Raw genomic sequence first — 22,505 nt, forward strand, 5'->3', positions numbered from 1 at the left:
GCCCACCGCGAGTGCAATGAAAGGCCCCTTCATTGCAAATTTTGCAATGAAGGGGCCTTTCATTGCGAGCGAGGGAGCTACAGAGCGCTGCCGACCGCGGCCCACACCCGATGCGGGTCGAGGTCCATCGGCCGCGAGTCCGGATCCGGCCGCAGCCGCCGCAGCAGCACCTGCTGCACCAGCGTCGTCGGCCGGGCGCCCGCGGCCACCCGCCGCCAGAACAGGTGATCCTCCAGGCCCTCGAACAGCACCTCGGTGTTCCACCCGCCGAATTCGTCGATGAGCGAGCGCCGCACCAGGTAGCCGCTGCCCAGATACGGCAGCGTCCGCAGGCGCCGTTCCTCCGGCGGCAGCGCGCCGACCAGGCCGTCGACCGGGTCCGCGACCGGGCAGTGCACGACGTCCGCGCCTTCCGAAGCGGCCAGCAGGCGCTCCAGCAGGAACTCCGAAGCCCGCATCCCGCCGTCGAGAACCAGCAGCCACGACGCCGTCGAACGCTCCAGCAACGAGTTCCGGGTGAGCCCGCGGCCGAGCGGGGTGTCGTGCAGCAGGACGTCGTACGGGCGCGGACGCGGCCACGGATGCACACCGTCTTCGCCGACGAGCACCTTCCGCGGCACCACGCTGCCGGTGAGCAGGTCGTTCGCGAGTTCGTCAGGATCGACTTCACCGGTCCGGCGCACGATCAGCACGTCGACGTCGGCGGTGCCCGCCAAGGAAGCCGCCGCGGGCTCCCAGCGTCGCGTGGCGACCCGCCGCGCACCTGCCGCGCGCTGCGCGATCCGCGCCGACAACGCCGTGCCGCGTGCCGAAGCCGGACCACCGATGGACCGGTCGCCCGCGAACCGCGCGTCGAAAGACGGGGTGTCGACGGCCAGCGCGTCCTCCGGATTCCGCAGGCTCGTCGCCAGCGCACGCGCCGGGGCGATGTCCGCGGCAGGCGCCGAACCCAGCGAAGCCGCCAGGTCGATCAGGCGCCGCGCGGACGCCGCCATGTCCAGCGACTTCACGAAACCGTAGGCGGCCGAACGCAGGTGCCGTTCCCGTTCCGGCTCGTCGGCGAGCGCGGCGGCGACCGAGCCCAGCGCCTCCGGCCGCGCGAGGACCAGGTGCTCGCCGGGGACCAGCGGTTCGACGTCGGCCGAGGTCTCGCTGACCACCACGCAGCCGTTGGTCATGGCTTCGAGCGTGCGCACCCATTCCAGGGTCTGCTTCTGCTCGCGGTGCAGGTTCAGCAGGAACCGCGACCGCGCGAGGTGCTCGAACTTCGCCTTGCCCGGCAGGAAGTCGACGCGGGCGGTGGTCATCGGCTCGTGCGGCGGGGTCAGCAGCCGCGTCCGCAGCCCGGCGAGGTCCCGCGCGTACGAGCCGAGCAGCACCGAACGCCGCCGCTCGGCCGTGCCGAGGTAGGTGACGTCGAGGTCGCGCGGGCTGTCGAGGTCTCCGCCCCACAGATCCCACAGCGGGCTGTAACCGAGCTGGAAATGCTCGACGGCGATCCCGCGCCGCCGCAGTTCGGCGGTCGAATCGGTGTTGATGTCGACGGCGCCGCCCAGGATCGACAGCAGTTCGGCGTTGCGCTCGAAGGTCGCCGTCCCCGGGTGCTCCACGCAGAACCCGATGGTGCGGCGGCACTGCGCGGCGGTCGGGAAGTCGGCGTCCGGGACGGTCACGAAATACTCGTGGGGGACGACGACGTACACCGTGTCGTTCCCGGCGTCGGGGAACCTGCCGATCGCGGTACCGGCCTTGCCGCCCGCGGTGCGCACGGCGTCGGCGACCACCTCCAGCAGTTCCTCCATGAAGGCGGAACCGCCCTCGGCGGAGACGAAGCAGAGTTCGGTCACGACCGGTCCATCTTCTTCCGCACGACCCGCAGCGGCGCGGTGACCCGCCAGCTGACGGTGCGGCGCGTCGCGTCGAGTTCCCTGGCCATCTCGGCGGCGAGACGTTCGGCGTTGAGCAGCCGCTGCCGGTCGGCCGACGGCTCGCCACCGGGCAGGACGTCCGCGTCGACGACGCCCGCCGACACCACGAGCTCGGCGTCGAGCAGCGCGAGCCGCAGCTTGTCCCGCTCCTCGCGGCAGGTCTTCAGCTCCGCGCGCAGCGAGTCACGCTGCTGGTGGGCGAGCAGGACCTCGGCCTCCAGCGCCTGCGACCGCGCCTTCGCGACATCGAGTTCTTCCTGCTGTGTGGCCAGCCTCTGGTTCACCTCGGCGGACTCGCCTTCGTCCGGCGCGGCGGCGGTGGCCTCGCGCAGCTCGTGTTCGGTGTCGGCCAGCTTCGCCTTCAGCCGGTCCTGTTCGGCGGTGAAGACCTGCCGCTCGGCACGGAGCCGGGTCAGCTCGGCCTGGACACGGCCGGGAATGTCGGTGTCAGACATGAACGCCCCCACTCAGTTCGGTCAGGATTTCGGAGTACTCGCGCGCGTAACCCGCCGGGTCGAGCCACGGCAGCAGTTTCTCGTGCGCGGCCTTCGCCATCTCGCGGCGGCGCGTGGCCGACGTGCCGAGCGCGCGCAGCAGCGCCGCCGTCAGCGCGTCGACGTCGTTGGTCTCGAACAGCCAGCCGGTCTCGCCGTCGACGATCATCTCCCGCGCGCCGAACACGTCGGTCGCCGCGACGGGAACGCCACAGCAGACGGCTTCGAGGATCGATCGCGGCAGGGACTCGATGTCGGAGCTGTTCACGAAGATGTCCGCGGCCTGGAGCCAGCGCAGCGGATCCGGCTGGATCGGCACGAGGCTGACCGACTTCTCCAGCCCGGCGCGCTCGACGGACTCCTCCATCGCCAGCCCGTACGGCGAGGGGTGCAGGCCCACGATCGACAGCTTCGCCTCGGGGTGGACCTTGTGGATCCGCTCCATCGCCGAGATCAGCGGCGCCTGCCCCTTGCGGGCTTCCGCGATGCCGATGTTGACCAGCACGATGTCGTCCGGCGAGTAACCGAGCATGTTGCGCGCCTGCCGCCGCGTCTCCGACCGCGTCCGGCCGCCGAACTTGTGCATCGGCGTGCCGTAGCGGACCGTCCGGCACCGCTCGGGCTTGCTGTACGGGAGGAACATCTCGCGCGTCGCGTCGGCGACGAACAGCAGCCTGTCGACCTCGGCGAGGGTGCTTTCCCAGCGCCGCCACACCGCGGCGGGCGGCTTCACCGGGCCCCAGTTCTGGTAGGCGAACGCGGGCAGCGAGAAGCTTTCGTGGATGACCCACGCCGTCGGCATCCCGGCGCGCTTCGCCGCGTCCGCGCCGACGAAGCCGCCGAGAGTGTTGACGAGCGCGACGCCCGCTCCGGAGCACTTCGCGAAGCGCGCCAGCTCGGCGACGTGGCCTTCGTAGGCGGGCACCGTCTGGTTCCGGTAGTGCGTCGTGACGTGCACGGGGATGCCGAGTTCGTGGCAGTCCGCGCGCAGCGGGCCGTCGGTCTCGCTGACCAGGCTGACCTGCCAGCCGTGATCGGTCACCATCCGGCTCAGCAGTTCCTGCAGCCACAGCTGCCCGCCGCCGACGCCGAGGCTGTGCGTGAACACCAGCACATGTTTCGGGTCGGTCGGGATGTTCACGCGCGCCATCGCGCGGGCGGTGTCCCCGGCCAGCTCGTCGGCGAGTTCGGCGTCGTCCAAGTCCGCGACGGGGTTGCGAAGCGTGAAAGTGCGCTTCGCCGACACGACCTCGCCGACGCCTTCGGTGCGGTACCGGACGCGAAGCGACAGCGTCCGCTCTTCGCCGTACGGGAGATCGACAGGCACCCAGGCCTCGAAGCCGCTCACCGCGGCGTCGTCGAATCCGGGGAATTCCTCGGGAACGTCCTTGCGTGGCAGGCGGGTGCGGGCGCTGACCGTGCCACCGCCCTCGACCATGACCTCGATCAAGTTGGGTGCCCGCCCTTGTAACAGGGCCCACCCCGTCACGTAGACGACGTGTCCTTCGCTGACCTTGCCCTGCTTCGGCGCTTCGAGTTCGCCCAGCCACAGCGGTTCTTCGCCCGGCAACGTTCCGACGTGGACGGTCGCCTGGTTCAGCACGCGCTCGTCCGGACCGGTGACGACGATGTCCTGCGTGCCCGCGGGGACCCACGACCCCGGGACCGCGCGCCAGCCGAAGGTGCCTTCGGGCGCGCCCGGGCAAGGCTCGGGGAACAGGTTCGCCTCGACGTCCGCGATGGTCACGGACATCTCACCGATCCGGCTGATCCCGGTCGTCCAGCCCCGGAGCTCGAACATGTGCCCGACCGGCCGGGCCGGGGTCAGGATGCCGGCGGTATGCAGGCTCGTCATCGCTTCGCTACCTCGTCTTCGTTCGCCGCCACACCGGCGCCGACCTTGGGTGAACGGTACTCGTGGACGGTTCTCGCCAGGCGCGTTCGCCAAATCCCGTCGATCGCCACCCGTACCTCGTCCGTGCCGTGCGCGGTGCCGCACGAGGCGATCGCCGAGAAGGCGACCTCACGCGCCAGCGCACTGTCCACAAAGGAGGGATGGAGTCCGATCAGCACACCGAGCCAGCCCGCCAGGTCGCGCATCGACCCGCCCTCCGCCGCCCCGGACCAGCCCGCGTCGGCGAGTTTGTCGGCCAGCACGAGCACTCCGCGCTCGATCACCTCGGACACTCCGGCGCCTTCGTTCCGCCACTCGAGGTCGATCGGGCGCAGCGTCTCGCCATCGACAAGGACGTTGTGCGGCACCAGATCCCACAACGCCTCGACCCCGCGCGAGGCCTCCGCGCGGACGAGATCCCGCCAGCCGGTGAGCAGCTCCGCGGCCCGTTCCGGCTCGTCGAGCAGGACTTCGACCATCGTCGGGGCGTCGTACACCTTGTCCGCGCACGGTCCGACCGAGATCCCGGCCACCGGCGGCGACGCGACCAGCGGCGTACGGCGGACCTCGGCACCCTCCCCGGTGCGCACGACGTCGGCGCGCGTGCAGGCGAAAGCGGCGCGCTCGGCGGTGTTGAAGTAGGTCGCGAGCCGATACGGGGGCCAGAGCGCGGCGGCGCCGGGACCGCAGAGCAGGGCGAGTCCGTTGGCGGGACCGCCGGCGATCGCCGCGGACAGCCGGGGAAGTTCGGTGTCGATCTGCGCACCGCGCACCGCGCGGGCGACCTCGTGACCGGGGGAACAGAGCAGCTCACGCTGGACTTCGAGGCCCGCCGCCGCCAGCGTCTTGGCGACACCGCGCGAAGCCGTCAGCACCACGACGGCGCCCATCGGTGACAGCCGTTCGCGAACCGAGTCCAGCAGGCTTCGCGTCGCGTACGGCTGCTGGACGACGACGAGGTCGTAGCCGTCGGCGGGCGGCCGGTCGTGCACTGTCACGGTGGTGAGGTCACGGGTGCGAAACCGCACCGCGGCCGCGCGGATCGGGTCGGCCTCGACGGCGTGCACCGTCTCCGAGGTCTCGCCCAGATACCGCGTCAGACCACCGAAACCGGCACCGACCTCCAGCACCCGCGCCGCCTTCGGCACCACGAGCGCCCGGAGGACGTTCGCGGCACCGTGGTCGAGCGGAACGCGCTCGGCGGCGTCCCGGCCGGCGAAGTGCAGCTCGTCGGACAGCGAACCGGTGTCCTCGGCCAGGGAAAGCAGGGTGGTGAGCAGCCGTGCCGTCTCGGCGGTCATTTCTCAGCTGGTGACGGCGTAGTTTTCCAGCGTCTTCTTCACCGCACGCTGGTACGTGCCGCTCAACGCCTTCTCGCCCTCTTCCCCGCCGAGCGGGTTCTGCAGGATGTCGACGCGGACGATGTTGTTGCCGCTGATCCAGGTGCCGCGGTAGGAGCCCTTGTCGCCGTCGATCTTCTTCTGGAAGTTCAGCTTCGGAGGCATTCCGGGCAGCGGCTCGGTGATCTGCACGAATCCGTTGGTCGTCTGGTACTGGCGCAGCTGCTTGACCAGGTCACCGGCGGCACCGGGGCTGGTCAGCGGGATGACCGTGACCGAGATCTTCGCCGGCTGCGGCCCGGTCTCGTCCGGCTGCTTCTGCGAGCCGCGGTACGCGACCTGCTTGACGCCGGCGGCGATCACCAGATCCGCCTCGGCCTTCTCCATGCCGGTGAGCTCGGCGAGCTGGGCGACGGGGATCGCGCCGCTCTTCGGGTCCTCTTCGCCGGACTGCTCCGGGATCTTCTCGAACAGCAGCTCTTCGGGCGTCTTCGGCTTGGTCGACGACGGCGGGGCGGGCTGCGGCTGGGACGACTGCGGCGCGGCCGTCGGATCCGGCGGGGTGTCACCGCCACCGGAGAAGGCGAAGTAGCCGCCGACACCCAGGCCGGCGAGGACCAGGACGGCGACGATCGCGATGATCGCGATCTTGCCGCCCTTGCCCTTGGGCTTGTCTTCGAACAGCTCCGGGCCCTGCTTGACCCATTCCGTGCTGCCGACCGGCGAGATCGGCGGGAAGTCCGAACCACCCCACGGCGGGCTGGCGTCGTTGTCGGTCCAGCCCTGCTGCTGCGGCTGCTGGTAACCGTGGTGCGGCTGTTGTTGCTGCTGCTGCGGGAAACCGCCCGCGGGCGAGGCGTGACCCTGCTGGGGGAAGCCGCCTGCCGGGGACGCCTGCTGTCCCTGCTGCGGGAAACCGCCGGGCGGGGACGCCACCGGCGGCACGACCTGAGTGCGGTTCGGGTCGGCCTGCTGTTGCTGCCAGTTCGGGACGACCTGCGTGCGCTCGCCCTCGCCGCCGTTCTGCTGCGGCTGGTTCACCGGCGCGATGATCTGCGTCGAGTCGGCGCTGGGCTGACCGGTCTGCTGCGGCGCCTGCTGCTGAGGCGGCGCGGGCGGCTGCTGCTGGAACGGCTGCTGCGGCTGTTGGCCGGGCTGCTGGACCTGCTGCTGCGCGGGGTCGCCGTACGCGACCGCCGAGGACAGCACCTGGTCACGGCGGAGCCGGTAATCATCGGCGGAGAGCCGTCCAGATGCGAGCTCTTCGTCCAGATTGCGCAGCTCTTCCTGCCAGGACACCACCGGCCCCCTTATCCGATTCCCGCCGGGAGGAACGCTCCCGGCCGTCGCGATACCACCACTGCGGTGACCTCGCACATTCTGCACTGCCCGGACTGGCCGCGCCCCCGCGGGTCGAATCGTGATCTCCCCGCGACCTGCGTTTCTCAGCCCGCCGGGAGAACGGTGTCCAACGAGGTCAGCGTCTGCTCCAGACGGGTGTCGAGCGCCTGCGGGTCGCCACCGAGCGGCTGCGAGACCCAGGTCGTGACGGCCATCGTCCCGGAGACGTAACCGATGCCGCTGAGCTGACCGTTCTGGTTCGCGCCGACGAGGGCGAGCCGATCGCCGACGCGCTGCTCGCGCAGTCCGGCGTCGATCGAGTTCTCCCGGAAATACTTCACGATCGAAGCCGCGTCCTTCGCGTCGTTCGCCGGAATCACCAGGACGAGGTAACTGCTCGTACCCTCGTTCGAACCCTTGTAGGTGACGGAAGCGACGTTCTTCGAAGCGAGGTAGTCGCCCGCGGCCTTCGAGTAGAGGCTGAGCTCGACACCCTTCGCGACCGACATCGTCGAGTTGTCCTTCGACGGTGTCCCCGGCAGCGCGGGGAGCCGATCCTCCAGCGGCGTCTGGGCACTGTCGGGCTGACCCGACGGCGCGAGGCCGTTCGGCGGCTGGGCCACGCTCTGCGCCGGCGGCTGCTCGGCGACGTTCGAAGACCTGGAAGAGCCCAGCCACAGCGTTCCGCCGATGATCAACGCCAGCACCACCAGCACCCCGGCGCCGATGAACAGCCACGTCGGCTTGCGTTTGCCGACCACCGCGTAATCCTCGGCCGGCGCTTCATGGCGCGGGCCGGGCTCGGGCGCCAGCGGCGGAAGCGGCCGGTTCAACTCGCGAGTGGACGGCTGGTTCCTGGCGGGCGGCGGGGTGGCACGCAGATAGACCGTCGGATTGATGTCGGCGGGCGAGGGCGCGGTGGTCTTGTGGTCCGCGATCCGGGGGATGCCCGCCTTCTTCTCCGGCTGCTCGACGGGCGTGTACACCGGCTGGACCTGTTGGTACGGCTGGGTCTGCTGGAACGGCTGCTGCTGGACGGTGACGGCGGGCGGCTCGACCGGCCGCGCGGCGGGATTGGTGCTGTGCCACGCCCCACCCGGACGCCGCAATGGCGAGGGGACCGGGGACGGCATCGTCCCGCCGGAGGCCTCTGCCAAGAGCTCGTCACGCTTACGGCGGTGGTCGGCGTGCCCGATGCGACCCGCGGCCAGCTCGACGTCCAGCTGTCGAAGCTCGTCTTGCCAGCTCATTTAGCCCCCTGCCGCCGGGTGTGGGCAGCCAGTGTTGCATGCACCCTTATGGGTGGTTGATGTGGTCTTTCCCCATTCTTGCGTCCACTCACGACCTGGTCCAGCACTGATCTCGCGCGGTTCGGGCGGCGGTGCGGACCTCGATCGCGACCAGTTGCCGCCCACCGGGGAATTCCCTTTGCGGAAGCGCAAACAGATCGTCCGATAGTAATTGGACCTGCATATATAGCATCAACGCTATGGACCTGCTTGCGGAGCGAGGCCCGTTGTCGCTGGTTGCTCGACGGCATACGACCGATGCGCACGGAGGGGAGTGAGAGCGATGGCCGAGCGGACCGATTGGCGGCGTCTCCGCGAGCGGCGGATGGCCGAGCCAGGCGCCGTTGACGCGTACGACGCCGCGAAGCTGGCTTACGACCTGGGCAAGACCGTGCGGGAAATGCGCGAGGCACGTGGCTGGTCCCAGACGAGGCTCGCCGCCGAGGCGGGGATGACGCAGTCCGCCGTCGCGCGATTCGAGGCGGGAGGAACGGTTCCGACCATTCCGGTGCTGGAACGGCTGGCACGTGCTCTCGAAGCCGATCTCGACGTTCGCATCACTCCGCGTCTTTCCACGGTGTGATGCTCTTTCGGCTGGTCAGGCGCGGATGGCCGGTCCCGCCGGTACGGTGGCTGATGTGGGAAGTGCCGGATGACGGAAATCGACGAGTGTCGCGGCGCGCTGCGCGAGCTGGCCATCGGCAGGCTCGCCGGCCGTGACGTCCGCGCGTCCCACCTGGTCGAGGCCGGTCTGGACGCGATCGTCGCCGGACTCGACACCCCGTCCCTCGCCTTGCTCGCCGGGATGGGGTCCTCCGCCGAAGGTGCCGTCGACAAGGCGTTCGGCCAGGTCGTCGACGAACTGGGCCTCGAACTGCCCGCCGATCCGACGGCCGCCCGCTGGTCGCTGATCCACGGCTGGCTCACCGCGATGGTCGACGGCCGCCTCTCGCCCGCGGCCGGCGGCGCGCTGGTCAGCGAGGTCGGCGAGCTGCTCGGGTCCCCGCCGTCGCTGCGGGGGATCACGCGCTGGTCGGCGATGCTCGAGAACTGGATCCCGACCGACCTCACCCCGAGGGACGTCTGCGAGGTGCCGATCCTCGAGGAATCGGCCGAGCTGCTCGAAGGTCCTTGGCCGCCTTCCCCGCGTCACCCGTAAAGCCCCGGTTTCTGTCGTACATGTGTTCTAAAATGGGTGTTGTACAGCAGGAACAGCGGCGAAAGGCAGACACGGATGGCCTACATCACCCTGCCCACGTTCGTGGGGTACAGCACGAGCTCGGGTCCTTCGCGTTCCTCGTTCGTCCGGCGCTGGCGCCGTCAGTACGAGGACCCGGCCAGGGGCGGGTTCAACTTCTACCTCCGCGCCGCGAACGCGATCCGTGCCGGACGGATCTCCGGGCGGGATCGCGAGGTACTGCGGGCGCTGGTCGAGAACGCGGACGAGCGCACGCGGCCGCACTACACGGAGATCGCCAACGGCTGGCTGCGTTACGTCGGGCGGCGTGACCTGCGGCTGGCCGAGGTCGGCCGGTCACGATGGCGGCTCGGGTCGCTCGAGGTGGGCATCAACCCGCATCTCGGCCTGCGCAAGGGCGACGGCCCCGTCTACGTCACCTGGCTCTACTTCAAGGAGGAGCCGTTGAGCCGGGACGCGGCGCAGATGGTGCTGTGGCTGCTCGAACAGACCATGGACGATCTGCGCCCTGGCGGACGGCCGCTCGTGGTCGACGTCCGGCGTTCGAAGGAGTTCGCGTTGTCGCCGCGCGATCGCGACAAGGTGCGGCCGTGGGTACGGAGTGAGGCCTCGGCCTTCATGAGCCTGTGGGAGGCGGCCGCGTGAGCGAACGACGGCGGGCCCGCCTTCCGCGGGCCCGCCGTTCACGCACCGTCATTCTCACGGTTCCGGCGGCGGCGCAAGACACCTGATCAGGTGACAGTTTCGCGGAGTATGCCCACGAGCTGGACAACTTGGGCCCTGAACACGAAGCTTTCCCAGTCTTAATCGGCCGAACCACCGAGGGTCGCTCGTGAACAACGCTTGGGAAGCCATCTCCAGGGTCGTAGATGAGCCCGCTTGGTACTGGGTCTACGACAAGCTCGCGTTCTGGCCGAGCACCTACGCGCACGCCTGGCCCGGTTTCCGTGAACCCGCTCCCTCCGTCGCGTGGGATCTCGCGCCCGGGGGACTCGACCGCTCGTCGGCCGAATTCCGGCTGGGCCCGTACGCCGTCGAGCAGAACGACGTCGCCCGTGTCGCCCTCTCGGCGCTGAAGGACTGCGTCGCCGAGGATGAGTGGGTATGGGTGCTGCATTGGCAGCACCAGTCGTACCGCTTCTTCCCGCATCGGCACGCCGCGCTCGACCCGTGGCCGGTCCCGGTGTTCCCGCGCACGGACTACCACCTCTTCCTGGCCAACGACTTCCGCTTCGGCACGCTCGGGCATCCGTGGGAACGGACGTTGTGCGTGTACGGCGAGAAGCTGGTGCCCGCCTTCGAGAAGCACGGCGAACGCGTCTTCAAGAACGAGCTCCGGCGCAACGGGGCACCGGCCGCGATGGCGGGCTGACCACCGTCCGGCGGGCGGACCTGCCTAAACTCAGGCGGGTGTTCGAATACCACGGGTGGGTGACCATCCAAGCGAGCCCTTCCGGTGATGACGACGCGGCGCTGCTCGAACGCATCGTCGAGCGGGTGCACCGCGCCGTTCGCGACTTCGGCGACGCCGACCTGCTCGACCTGCGCTGGGCCGCCGGGGCGCCGGTGCTGCACCTGGGCGGGATGGACAAGCACGGCACGGCGATCGCGCCCGAGCTGGTGGACCTGTTCACCCGCGTCGGCGACCTCGCCCCCGGCTCCTACGGCCTCCTGCACGTCTGGGACGACCAAGATCCCGAGCACGACAACGAGTTCAAGGTGTACCGGATGGCCCGCGGTGTGGTCACCGAACGCGGCGACGAACACCTGTCCCCGGTCGCGCCGACCGTGCTGGACGGCTACGAGATCTGAGCCGTCCAGCCTGCCGTTTCGTGGATGATCGAATTAGGCTGTTCGGCTGCTTCCCCGCCCAGTCCCGATAGGACAGAGTTCATCTGGGCGCGGGTGGCAAATCCCCGCGGAACGAGGGGGATTCGCCGTGAGATCGTCGTGCCTGAGATCGCGTCTCGGTGTCGTCGTCGTGGTGTTGGCCGTGGCTTTCGGGTTGTTCCCGGCCACGGCTTTCGCATATCCGGGGGTCGCCGCGACCCCAGCGGCGTCGGCGGTGCCGGATTCCGCGCCCGACACCGCGGCCGCGACAAAATTCGCGAAGCAGGGCCAGAAGAAGGTCCGGATCGACGAGCTGACCTCCGAGCGTGCGGAAACCGTCGCGAACCCGGACGGCTCCATGACCCTGACGCAGAACACGCGCCCGGTTCGGGTCCCTCGTGACAGTGGCTGGATTCCCGCTGACTCCACCCTGAGCCCTGGGGTGAACGGTGGGCTGTCGCCGAAGGCCGCGATGGCCGATATCTCCCTTTCCGCAGGTCGCCGCAGGAATCTTCAGACCGCGGGAAGCGCGCCGCTGTTGCAGTTGAGCGCGAAGGGGACGTCGGTAGGACTCGACTGGCCGGGCGTGCTTCCCCAGCCGGTGGTTTCGGGTGCGACCGCGACCTATCCCGAGGTGCTTCCGGGAATCGACCTCAAGGTCGAGGTGGACGTGGACAAGGTCCACGAGGTCGTCGTGATCAAGACGCCGGAGGCGGCGAAGAACCCGGCCATCGCGAAGATCAAGCTGGGCGTACCGGTGAAAAACGGCAAGCTCACCAAAGACGACGACGGCGCTCTCCGGGTCAAGGACTCCACGGGAGCGGATGTATTCCTGGCCAAGGCGCCCTTGATGTGGGACTCGTCGGGTGCGGAGCCGGAGGCGACGGATTTCGTCCGCGGTCCGGCGACCGGTGGCCGTCAGGCCAAGGTGCCGACCGAGATCTCGGGCAAGACGCTGCTCCTCACGCCCGACGCGGACCTGCTGGCGAACGCCGCGTACCCGGTCTACGTCGACCCCACATGGCAGACGAACTACTGCTCCAACTGTGGCCGTAACCACTACCTGGTCCAATACGCCTGCGGTGCCTCGAAGACGCCGGGAGACGCGGTCTGGGACTCGGCCGACCAGCTCAGGGCTGGGTACATCTACGACTCCAGCTCGAGCTGTGCGGGAAACCTTGTCACCGCGCGTTCGTTCGTGGAGATGAACCTCGGCGGTCTGGCTGGAAAGCTGATTTACGACGCGTCGCTGACACTCGCGGTGAACAACTCGAAGTCCTGTGCTGGTTCCAACAACGTGATGCTGACGAATCCGATCGGCCCAGGGCTGAGGTTCGGGAGCGGCCCCGCCTTGTGGGCAGGCTTCGGGACGGTGAGCGGCTGCCCGACCAACGTCGGATTCAACGTCACCACGACGATCAAGGAACTGGTGGACGCAGGGGGCTCGACCTTCACTTTCGGCATCGTCTCGCCCAACGAGAACGACCAGAACACCTGGAAGAGATACTCCCCCCAGGTCGGGTTCTCGGTCACCTACAACTCGCGCCCGAACGCGCCGTTCAACCTGGCCATCGTCAACGGGACTTCGACGCATTCCTGTCTTCCGCCCCTCTCCGGCATGCCACGGATCCGTCCGGTGCTCGGCCGCACCAGTACGGGTTACGTGGTCAAGTCCAACGTCCAGGACCCGGACGGCGGCATGCTCTACGCCGGTTTCCGCGTTTACAAGGGTTGGGTGAGCACTGGTAACTACGCGTGGGACGGTCGTGAAGCAGGCGTCGACAACGTCTTGAGCGACCCGAACGGCGCCAATCGCAACGCTCAGGCCACTTTGTCCACCGCGTCGATGAACGCGGACGGGATCTACTCCTTCGACGCGCACGTCACCGATGGCCGCGAAACCAGCTGGTCATTCGCTTGTGAGGTCGAAGTGCAGTTGTCCGCTCCCGCCGCGCCATCGGTGTCGTCCCAGACATACCCGAGCGGCAGCTTCGGGGGTGGTCCCGGCAGGGCGGGCGACTTCACCTTCACAGTGGCCAATTCCCCGACTTCGGTCGGCAGCTACGTGTGGAAGCTCGACAACACCGCGCCGCCCACCTGCAACGGTACTGAGCCTGGGACCGTGAAGCCCGCCGCGTACAGCGGGCCCGCCACCGTCGCCATCGCTCCACCGACCAAGGGCACGCATGTGCTGAGTGTCTGGTCGTGCAATCGTGCGAAGACACCGTCGACCAGAGTCGACTACAACTTCAGCGTCCGCGATGTGACAGCTCCTCTCGCGTCTTGGCAGTTCGAAGGAAACGGCGCTTCTCAAGCGACTGGTCTGCGGTATGTCGGTGAAGGCAAGGGAACGTTCGCCGCGGGGAAGATCGGGGAAGGCGCGGTTCTGTCGGGCCAGGCAGGCGACTACTTCGCGACCGGTGCGCGGGTGGTGGACACGATGAAGTCCTTCTCGGTTTCCGCGTGGGTGAACCCGGCCGGGCTGAACAGCAGGCGGGTCGTGTTGTCCCAGGACGGCACTCAGAGCAGCGGTTTCGCCTTGCAGTATCACGAATCCGGGAAATGGGCGTTCAGCATCGCCGACGGGGCGCAGAGTTCCGCCTTCTCCACCGCTGCCCCGGCGGAAGGGGTGTGGACACATCTCACCGGCGTGTACGACGCCGCCGCGCGAACGGCGACGCTCTACGTCAATGGACAACCGCAGGCCACGGTCGCGGCCACTGGCGTGGGCGGAGCGGGGCCGTTGGTCGCAGGTGGTGGGAAGTCCGGTGGAGTACGGACTTACCTGTACTCCGGAAAAGTCGATGAGACCGCGGTCTTCGACCGGGCGTTGACCGGGCAGGAAGTCGCTACGCTGCACGGCAACAACGGCGTTCCGACCGGTCAGTCGGCCATCCGTGAGTACGCGTTCGAGAGCAACACGGTGGACGGGACCGGAAACGACGGCGCGCTCACCTTCACGTCCGGTTCGGGGTTCGAAACCGGCTATAGCGACTCCGCCGGGCAGTCCGCGACCGAGAGCAAGGTCGGACAGGCCTCCGGGCAGGCTTTCGTCGGCGACGGCACCGGATATGGGCAGACGAAGACGCCGGTCATCGACACCGCACAGAGCTTCACCGTTTCGGCGTGGGTGAAGCTGGCCGACACCAACGACTCTTACGCTGTGGTCGGGCAAGACGGCGTCCGTTCCAGCGGCTTCCAAATGGGTTACTCCAAAGACGCGAAACGCTGGATCATCGGTCTTCCCGCCGAGGACATCGATGGAGACGGATACCGGTGGGCGATTCCCACCAGTATCCCGCAGGTAGGCGTTTGGACGCATTTGACCGGTGTCTACGACGCGTCCACCGCCAAAGTGCTGATCTACGTGAACGGCGTCCTCGAAGGGCAGACCGCCATTCCCGCAGGCACCACCTGGACGGCGACAGGTGCATTCGCCGTCGGGCGGGCGCGGTGGAACGGTATGTCGTCGACCCCCTTCAAGGGCAGTATCGACCAGGTCCAGGTCTGGGATCGCGCGCTACCCGCCGCTGAGGCCGCCGGCCTCGCCAACACCGCTGTACTCCGCGCGAACTACCAACTCGACGGCAGCACCATCGACGGCGTCACAGGCGCGGCCGGCGTCATTTCGGGCGGTGCCGCCATGGTGAACGACAACGGCGTCAACGTCGCGAAGTTCGACAAGTCCTGGACTGGGGAGATCGAGGGTCCTCGCCCACCCGCACTTCGCGCCGACCGGAGTTTCACCGTGGAAGCCTGGGTAAGGCACAAGTGGTCTCCGGAGGATGTCCAAGACGCCAAGCTGCGCAGTCCTTCGAACAGTGTGGGTGGGGATGACGCCACTCGAGCTGCTGTCGCGCTGAACGACCCGAAGTTCTCGCCCTTCCTTCTGGGATACAGGCCGTCCAAGGACGCGGCCGGCAACTGGTACGGGAAGTGGAGCTGGTTGGCGAGTTCGCCGTCGGCCGTCGCCGGGCAGCCGACTCCGGCGATCGAGGTCACGTCGGAAAGCGTCGACGAAAACACCTGGACGCACCTGACCGGAACTTACGATGCGGTCTCCGATGTGGCTTGCCTCTACGCGGAGACCGACGAGAGGCAGTTCCAGCCCGTGTGCCGGACCGGTGTCGTCGGTTGGAGCGGCAACAGTGATATCGCGAGCTTGTTCATCGGACGAGGTATCTGGGACGGATACAAGTCCGACTACTGGTACGGCGATGTCCGCGGAGTTCGCGTCTACACCGGTGTGCTGGACGCGCAACGGATCGCCGCGGACATGATCCTCGACCACCCCTGATTCTCGGCTAGGCAGACGCTCCATCTGAACCCTGGGCAGGCTTCGTCATGCGTAAAGAAACCCGCTGGACCCGCATCGGCCGGTTCTCCCGCGTCACCTCCTTGGCGGTGACCGCGATCATGCTCGCGTCCGGTGGCGCTGCGATCGCACTCGAAAACAAGGGGAACGCGCCGGGCTGGTCGCTCGGTCCGGGGCAGAGGGACCAGAGCGTCCCGGTGACACCGCTTGCCGCTCCGCCGTCGCCGCCGCCGGTGTTGCCCGACGCGAAGGTGACTCCGCCGGTTTGGCCGGGAGCGACGGAAGCCGAGGTCGAACTGACGGCCGGAGCACGTGACGGCCGTCAGCCGCAGGGGCTCGGAGTCCAGAACGCCGTGAACGGCACCCCGGTGAGGGTCGGCTGGGCGCGGGCGAAGGACGCCACCGCGGCTAAGAAGGCGGGACTAGCCCCGAAGGTCCGAGTGCGTGTCGCGGACCAGAAGACCAGCGACGCACTCGGGCTCCGCGGCGTGGTGCTCTCCGTGACCGACACGGGCGTCGGCGCCGAGCCGATGAACCTCGCGGTGGACTATCAGGCGTTCGGCGGCGCCTACGGCGGTGGCTGGGCCGACCGGCTGCGGTTGGTGGAACTGCCGGGCTGTGCCTTGGTGACGCCGTCGAAGGCCGAGTGCCGGACGAAGACGCCGGTGCCCGGGACGGTGAACAACGGCAAGACGCGGCAGGTTTCGGCGGACGTCGCGCTGGCCGGCACGGCACCAAGGGTCTTCGCGGTGACGGCCGCCGTGAACGGCTCCGCCGGAAATGTGTCCGCCCAGCCGTTGTCCGCGGCCGGGTCATGGTCCAGTGGTGGGTCTTCCGGGAGCTTCTCCTACAGCCATCCGTTCCCGGCACCGTCCGCTCCGAGTGGTGCGGTGCCGAGCCTCGCGCTTTCGTACTCGTCCAGTGGCGTCGACGGGCTGACCTCCGCGACCAACAACCAGGCGTCCTGGGTCGGTGACGGGTGGGATTTCACCCCGGGCGGTTACGTCGTCCGCAACTACCTGCCGTGCAGCGAGGACCTCGGCGGCAACAACGGGCAGACCAAGACCGGTGACCAGTGCTGGGGGATCGACAACGCGACCCTCGTCCTCGGCGGCAAGTCGACGGACCTGATCAAACTCGCCGGGACGAATCAGTGGCGGCCGAAGAACGACGACGGCTCCAAGATCGAACTGCTCGGCGGTGCGGCCAACAACGCCCAGGATGGCCAGCACTGGAAGGTCACCACCGGAGACGGAACCCAGTACTTCTTGGGACTCAACCGCCCGCCGGGCTGGTCTTCCGGCAAACCCGAGACCCAGTCCACCTGGACGGTCCCGGTGTTCGGCAACAACGACGGCGAAGCCTGCTACAAGCCGAACAACTTCGCAGGCTCGTCCTGCCGGCAGCCTTGGCGCTGGAACCTCGACTACGTGGTGGATCCCCACGGGAACGCCAGCACGTACTACTACCAGCCGGAGATCAACTACTACGGGCTCAACCAGAATGTCACGACCGCCGGAACCGAATACACGGCGGGCGGATATCCCCTGCGGATCGAGTACGGCCTGCGGCTGAAGGACGGCAGTGTCTACGGTTCCGCACCCACGAATCAGGTCGTCTTCGAAACCGCGGAGCGCTGCCTCCCGTCCGGAGCGGTGACCTGTGCTCCTGAGCAACTGAACGCCACGACAGCCTCGTCCTGGCCGGACGTCCCCTTCGAACAGATCTGTGCCAAGGACAAACCCTGTGACTACGGTTCACCCGCCTTCTTCACCCGCAAGCGGCTGACCACGGTCCGGACGCAGTACAACAACGCGGGCACCCAGACCGACGTCGACGTCTGGAACCTGGCCCACACGTTCCCCGGAACCGGGGACGCTTCGCCGTCCGCGCTGTGGCTCTCCTCGGTGACCCACACCGGGAAGGGCGGCGGCGGAAGTATCACGCGCCCCGCCACCACGTTCGGCGGATTCATGTTCGCGAACCGGGTCGACACGGCCAACGATCAGTACTCCCCGATCACCCGCTACCGGGTCAACGAGATCAGGACCGAGACCGGCGGGCGGATCGGTGTCGCCTACTCCGGCCCTGATTGTGTCGCGGGGACACGCATGCCCGCGTCACCCGAGACCGACACCATGCGTTGCTACGCGTCCTTCTGGAGCCCTCCGTCGGCGAAGGACCCGGTCCTCGATTGGTTCCACAAGTACGTCGTCACGGACATTTCCGAAGAAGACCTGACCGCGGGTGGAGTCGCGGTCAAGACCCACTACGACTACCTCGGCGACGCGGCCTGGCACTACGACGAGGGCCAGTTCACGCCGAAAGAGCGGAAGACCTGGAGCCAGTGGCGTGGCTACGGCGTCGTGCGGACGTCCATCGGCCATCCGTCCGCCACGCAGACGGTGACGGAGTCGCTGTATCTGAGAGGGATGGACGGTGACCACCTGCCGAACGGCGGCAAACGCGCGGTCTCCGTCGAGGACTCCGAAAAGGGAACGATCGTCGATCAGGATCCCTTGCAAGGGTTCCTCCGCGAGTCCAGGACCTATCTTCCCGGTACGACGACGGTGGACAACGCGGCCATCAACGACCCCTGGGTACGCGGCCCGACGGCGACGAGCGCGGACGGCCTGCTCAAGGCGCATTCGGTGGATACCGCGACCGTGCGAGGACGCACTCTGCTTTCCGACGGCAAGACCTATCGCCGCAACCAGGTGAACAAGAAGTTCGACGACAACGGTCTCGTCATCGAGCAGGAGGACCTCGGTGACACCGGCGTCACCACGGACGACACCTGCACCAAGACGACTTACGTCCCGAACACCGCTACCGGGATGTTCGACAAGTCGAGCGAAGTCGTGATGTTCGCCGGGCTCTGTACCGGTACGGCGACGGCCTCCACGGTCATCACCAACGTCAAGGTCTCTTACGACAAGCAGGCGTTCGGTGTTCCGCCGGCGGCGGGCGACATCACACGTACCGAAACGTTGAGCGCTTGGGACGCCACGGGCAAGAAGTTCGTGACGACCGCGACGAACGAGTACGACGGTTACGGCCGTGAGACGTTGTCGACCGACGTGTCAGGCGCGGTGACGAAGACCGCGTACACGCACAGTGCCGGAGGACAAGTCGCCGAAATCGCCGTGACGAACCCCCTCGGCTGGGTCTCGACGACCACCAAGGAACCGGCTCGGGGGAACCCGGTGTTCTCAGTCGACGTGAACAAGGTCCGCACGGACATCACCTACGACGCGTTGGGGCGCAAGACAGCGGTCTGGAATCCAGGGCGCAGCAAGCTCGATGGCGACAAGGCGACGGCGACCTTCGAATACACCGACGCATCCACGTCGCCTGTCGCCGTCCCCACGACGGTGGCGACGAAAGCGCTGCAGGACAACGGTGAGTACACGACGTCGTACGCGATTTACGACGGTCTCGGACGGACGAGGCAGGCACAGTCCGCGGCGTCCGGTGGTGGACGGATCATCAGCGACACCGTCTACGACTCGCGCGGTCTTCCGTTCAAGACGAACAACGGTTACTTCAACAGTGCTTCCGGGCCCGTGGCGAAGCTCGTGACCGTCGCGGACAACACGGTGCTGAACCAGACCGTGACGGAGTACGACAGCCGTGCCCGTGTGACGGCGTCGATCCTGATGTCGAAGGGCGTCAAGCAGTGGCAGACCTCGACGATCTACGGCGGCGACCGGGTCACGACCATCCCGCCGCGGGGCGCGTCTCCGCAGACCGTGGTGACCGACGTACACGGCCAAACCGTCCAGCGGCTTCTTCACACGGACGGTTACACACCGGGGGCGGCCAATCCGGCCGACGCGACCAATTACACGTACAACGCCGCGGGCGCCATGACGTCGATGGCCGATGCCGCCGGTAACGTCTGGTCGACCGGCTACGACTTGCGCGGCCGAAAGATCTGGCAGTCCGACCCGGACGCGGGAAAGTCGACCTACACCTATGACGACGGCGGGCAGCTGACGTCGACCACGGATGCCCGCGGCAAGACCGTCGCCTTCAGCTACGACAAGCTCGGACGTAAGACCCAGGTCAACGCGGACTCGGTCACCGGCACCAAATTGGCGAGCTGGACCTACGACACGGTTCCCAACGGGATCGGCTCGCCCGCTTCGTCGACCCGGTGGGTGGGCGCGGACGCGTATGTCACCCGCGTAGTGGCGTATGACAAGTACGGAAGGCCGACCAAGAAAGCGGTCGATGTTCCCGCGGCCGAAAAAGGTTTGGCCGGGACTTACGAGTTCAGTACCGCGTACACGGCGACGGGCGCTGTCGCGTCCACTGTGAGCCCGAAGGCCGGCAACCTGCCGCTCGAACACGTCCGGCACACCTACAACGAGCTCGGACTGCCGTCGACGACGTACGCGATCGACTCTTCGGGAACCACCACGAACCTGGTGTCGAAGACCGACTACACCTCTTTCAACGAGATGTCCCGCATGCAGTTCGACGGGGAGAAGTCCACCGCGAACGTCGGCGTGACCCAGACCTACGACGAGGTCACCCGGCGCCCGCAGACGACCACCGTGAACCGGGCGACGCAGGTCGGATCGCAGCTGACCAACCGGACCTACGGCTACGACCCGGCGGGCAACGTCACGAAGATTTCGGACACCCCGTCAGGGGCGCCGGCCGACACCCAGTGTTTCGAATACGACTATCAGCGGCGGTTGACCGAGGCATGGACTCCGTCGTCGAGTGACTGCGCGACGGCGAAGTCGGCGTCCTCACTCGGTGGTGCCGCGCCGTATTGGAAGTCGTACTCCTTCGACAAGACCGGGAACCGCACGAAGGAGGTCGACCACAAGTCGACCGGTGACGTGACCAGCACCTCCACCTATCCGGCGGCAGGGCCGAGCGCGGTCAAGCCACACGCCCTGCAGAAGGTGGACACGAGCGGCCCCAACGGAACCTCGACGAGCGGCTACACCTACGACGAAGCCGGCTCGATGCTGACGCGGAACGTCGGCGGTGACACCCAGACGTTCAGCTACGACCACGAGGGAAGAACCGCCGGTGTCACAGCGCCGACAGGGGAGAGCAAGTACCTCTACGACGCCGACGGCAACCGGCTCGTCACCCGCGCCCCGACCGGCACCACGTTGTCGATCGGCGATCTCGAGCTGGTCGTCACCACCGGCACGACCGGTGTTTCGGCGACCCGGTTCTACCAGCACGGCGGGGTCCAGGTCGCGGTGCGAGTCGGTGGCTCCGCCCTCAAATGGATGCTCGGTGATCTCCACGGAACGAACGGCCTGGCCATCACCGCGGGGACGCTCACACCCACTCAGCGCTACATGGACCCGTTCGGCAATGCACGCGGCCCGGCCCCGTCCACCTGGCCGGACAAGCACGGTTTCGTCGGCGGCTACCAGGACGCGACCGGTCTGACCCACCTGGGCGCACGCGAGTACGACCCGGCGCTCGGCCGGTTCACCAAGACCGACCCGGTCCTGGATCCGGCGGTTCCGCAGCTGTGGAACCCCTACGCCTACGCGAACAACTCGCCGGTGACCATGACGGACCCGTCGGGCATGTCGGCCTGCTTCCACATGGGTGAGGACGGCCTGTTCTGCCGCGAAGGCACCGAACAAGCTGATTATTGCAATGCCAGGGGCAGCAAGAGCTGCACCGTCATGGCCAGCTCCCCCTCTTCGCCGCAGGGCAAGAAGTACGCGGCCGAGCAGCGGGAAAAGGCCAAGCGGGGCTACAACGAGAAGTCCTACAAAGAGGCGCAAGCCGTCGTGAAGAAGTCCAAATGGGACGTCTTCATAGACGCGGCCGGTGAGCTGATCAAGAGCCTCATCGGCTGGGACGACATCATGGGCTGCATCGAGGGCTCGGTCGGCTCGTGCATCAGCACCCTCCTCAACTTCATCCCCTGGGGCAAGATCCTGAAGGTCGGCGAGATCGTCGCGAGCTTCTGGAAGGGCGCGCGTGCTCTAGCGACCTTCGGCCGTGAGGTGGAGAAGGCTCAAAAGGTCATCGCCGATACCGAGCGCATCCTCTCCGACGCCGCGATGGCGGCGAACGCGGTGCAAGTGGTGGTCGCCGTGAGCGAAGGCGAGGGCGTCGTCGGTGCCGCGGCCGCGGCCATGGGCGGTGCCGCCGCGGCCAGTGACTCGGACTGCAACAGCTTTGTCCCCGGCACACAGGTCTTGATGTCGGATGGCACGACGAAGCCGATCGAGCAGGTGACGCTTGGCGATCAGGTGCAGGCCACAGACCCCGAGACCGGTGAGACCACGGCTCGGAAGGTCGTCGCCACGATCATCGGACAAGGGCAGAAGCGTCTGGTCGAGATCGGCATCGCCGCCGAGGCGCCGATCGTCGCCACCGATGGTCACCCGTTCTGGGTCCCCGACCTGCGGAAGTGGGTCCCCGCCAGTGAGCTGACGGTTGGCAGCTGGTTGCAAACCGGCTCTGGCAGCTGGGTTCAGGTCACCTTCACCCGAACTTCGGACACGTCCGCTCGCGTCCACAACTTCACTGTCGATGCCGACCACACCTACTATGTGGTTGCGGGAGCCGTCGCGCTCCTCGGGCATAACGCGTCGCGCTGTGGGCCAGGCTCGCGTCCGAATATGAATTTCACCCCGGCGGGCAAACGCGAGGTGTGGACCGAGAACGCTGGTGCTCACAATGGTGTATACACATGCGAGTCCTGCGGAGTCGAGGTAGTCAAACCGACGAGGCACCAGCGAGGGGTGACGCCTCCGGTGAACGAGGGTCAAGTTGATCATGTGGTGCCGAAGTCGCATAATGGTTCCGGTGATCCCTCGAATGGGCAGCTGCTGTGCCGAGTGTGCAATCGAGCGAAGTCGAATAAGTGGTGGTGAG

Annotated in this window: 13 protein-coding genes; 7 read left to right on the plus strand and 6 right to left on the minus strand. The window is 67.7% G+C overall.

From position 1 onward, the window contains the following. Positions 1–77: 77 nt before the first annotated feature. From ACIHAO_RS02985 to ACIHAO_RS03010, 6 genes are all read right to left on the minus strand, one after another. On the minus strand, positions 78–1,847 hold the full coding sequence (locus tag ACIHAO_RS02985) for a glycosyltransferase (RefSeq protein ID WP_396554467.1): 1,770 nt from the start codon (positions 1,845–1,847) through the stop codon (positions 78–80). Continuing rightward, positions 1,844–2,383 carry a hypothetical protein gene (locus tag ACIHAO_RS02990; RefSeq protein WP_396554468.1) on the minus strand — a complete coding sequence of 180 codons (540 nt, stop codon included), beginning with the start codon at positions 2,381–2,383 and terminating at the stop codon, positions 1,844–1,846. Before ACIHAO_RS02990 ends, ACIHAO_RS02985 begins: the two co-directional genes overlap by 4 nt. Beyond that, entirely contained in the window at positions 2,376–4,277 is a 1,902-nt protein-coding gene (locus tag ACIHAO_RS02995) for a glycosyltransferase family 4 protein (protein WP_396554469.1), read from the minus strand. The genes ACIHAO_RS02990 and ACIHAO_RS02995 overlap by 8 nt, the downstream gene beginning before the upstream one ends. Continuing rightward, entirely contained in the window at positions 4,274–5,617 is a 1,344-nt protein-coding gene (locus ACIHAO_RS03000) for a methyltransferase (RefSeq protein WP_396554470.1), read from the minus strand. The genes ACIHAO_RS02995 and ACIHAO_RS03000 overlap by 4 nt, the downstream gene beginning before the upstream one ends. Before the next feature lie 3 nt (positions 5,618–5,620). After that, positions 5,621–6,958: a flagellar basal body-associated protein FliL gene (gene fliL / locus ACIHAO_RS03005; RefSeq protein WP_396554471.1), complete on the minus strand. Its 1,338-nt coding sequence runs from the start codon at positions 6,956–6,958 to the stop codon at positions 5,621–5,623. A 143-nt stretch (positions 6,959–7,101) separates the two neighbouring features. Then, positions 7,102–8,247: a hypothetical protein gene (locus tag ACIHAO_RS03010; protein WP_396554472.1), complete on the minus strand. Its 1,146-nt coding sequence runs from the start codon at positions 8,245–8,247 to the stop codon at positions 7,102–7,104. A gap of 322 nt (positions 8,248–8,569) precedes the next feature. Between ACIHAO_RS03010 and ACIHAO_RS03015 the strand changes: the two genes are divergently transcribed. The 7 genes from ACIHAO_RS03015 to ACIHAO_RS03045 all read left to right on the plus strand — a co-directional run bounded on the left by ACIHAO_RS03015 (position 8,570) and on the right by ACIHAO_RS03045 (position 22,504). After that, positions 8,570–8,869 (plus strand): multiprotein-bridging factor 1 family protein, encoded by a 300-nt coding sequence (locus ACIHAO_RS03015; protein WP_396554473.1) that lies wholly within the window; start codon positions 8,570–8,572, stop codon positions 8,867–8,869. A gap of 69 nt (positions 8,870–8,938) precedes the next feature. After that, on the plus strand, positions 8,939–9,445 hold the full coding sequence (locus ACIHAO_RS03020; protein ID WP_396554474.1) for a hypothetical protein: 507 nt from the start codon (positions 8,939–8,941) through the stop codon (positions 9,443–9,445). A gap of 75 nt (positions 9,446–9,520) precedes the next feature. Then, complete coding sequence (locus tag ACIHAO_RS03025) at positions 9,521–10,129, plus strand: hypothetical protein (RefSeq protein WP_396554475.1); 609 nt, start codon at positions 9,521–9,523, stop codon at positions 10,127–10,129. A 187-nt stretch (positions 10,130–10,316) separates the two neighbouring features. Then, a complete protein-coding gene (locus tag ACIHAO_RS03030; RefSeq protein WP_396554476.1) occupies positions 10,317–10,856 on the plus strand; it encodes a DUF2716 domain-containing protein in 540 nt (179 codons plus the stop codon). 38 nt (positions 10,857–10,894) lie between these two features. After that, positions 10,895–11,296 carry an immunity 7 family protein gene (locus ACIHAO_RS03035; protein WP_396554477.1) on the plus strand — a complete coding sequence of 134 codons (402 nt, stop codon included), beginning with the start codon at positions 10,895–10,897 and terminating at the stop codon, positions 11,294–11,296. A gap of 181 nt (positions 11,297–11,477) precedes the next feature. Then, positions 11,478–15,611, plus strand: coding sequence for a LamG-like jellyroll fold domain-containing protein (locus tag ACIHAO_RS03040; protein ID WP_396554478.1), 4,134 nt, complete (start codon positions 11,478–11,480; stop codon positions 15,609–15,611). 47 nt (positions 15,612–15,658) lie between these two features. Beyond that, complete coding sequence (locus tag ACIHAO_RS03045) at positions 15,659–22,504, plus strand: RHS repeat-associated core domain-containing protein (RefSeq protein WP_396554479.1); 6,846 nt, start codon at positions 15,659–15,661, stop codon at positions 22,502–22,504. Position 22,505: the final 1 nt, after the last annotated feature.

It is taken from the genome of Amycolatopsis sp. NPDC052450 (assembly GCF_044547565.1).
Classification (GTDB): Bacteria; Actinomycetota; Actinomycetes; order Mycobacteriales; family Pseudonocardiaceae; genus Amycolatopsis.

Excerpts from the sequence above, each read along its gene's own strand:
- ACIHAO_RS02990 (WP_396554468.1), bottom strand. The coding sequence starts at position 2,383 with ATGTCTGACACCGACATTCCCGGCCGTGTCCAGGCCGAGCTGACCCGG.
- ACIHAO_RS02995 (WP_396554469.1), bottom strand. The coding sequence starts at position 4,277 with ATGACGAGCCTGCATACCGCCGGCATCCTGACCCCGGCCCGGCCGGTC.
- ACIHAO_RS03000 (WP_396554470.1), bottom strand. The coding sequence starts at position 5,617 with ATGACCGCCGAGACGGCACGGCTGCTCACCACCCTGCTTTCCCTGGCC.
- ACIHAO_RS03010 (WP_396554472.1), bottom strand. The coding sequence starts at position 8,247 with ATGAGCTGGCAAGACGAGCTTCGACAGCTGGACGTCGAGCTGGCCGCG.
- ACIHAO_RS03015 (WP_396554473.1), top strand. The coding sequence starts at position 8,570 with ATGGCCGAGCGGACCGATTGGCGGCGTCTCCGCGAGCGGCGGATGGCC.
- ACIHAO_RS03020 (WP_396554474.1), top strand. The coding sequence starts at position 8,939 with ATGACGGAAATCGACGAGTGTCGCGGCGCGCTGCGCGAGCTGGCCATC.
- ACIHAO_RS03025 (WP_396554475.1), top strand. The coding sequence starts at position 9,521 with ATGGCCTACATCACCCTGCCCACGTTCGTGGGGTACAGCACGAGCTCG.
- ACIHAO_RS03045 (WP_396554479.1), top strand. The coding sequence starts at position 15,659 with ATGCGTAAAGAAACCCGCTGGACCCGCATCGGCCGGTTCTCCCGCGTC.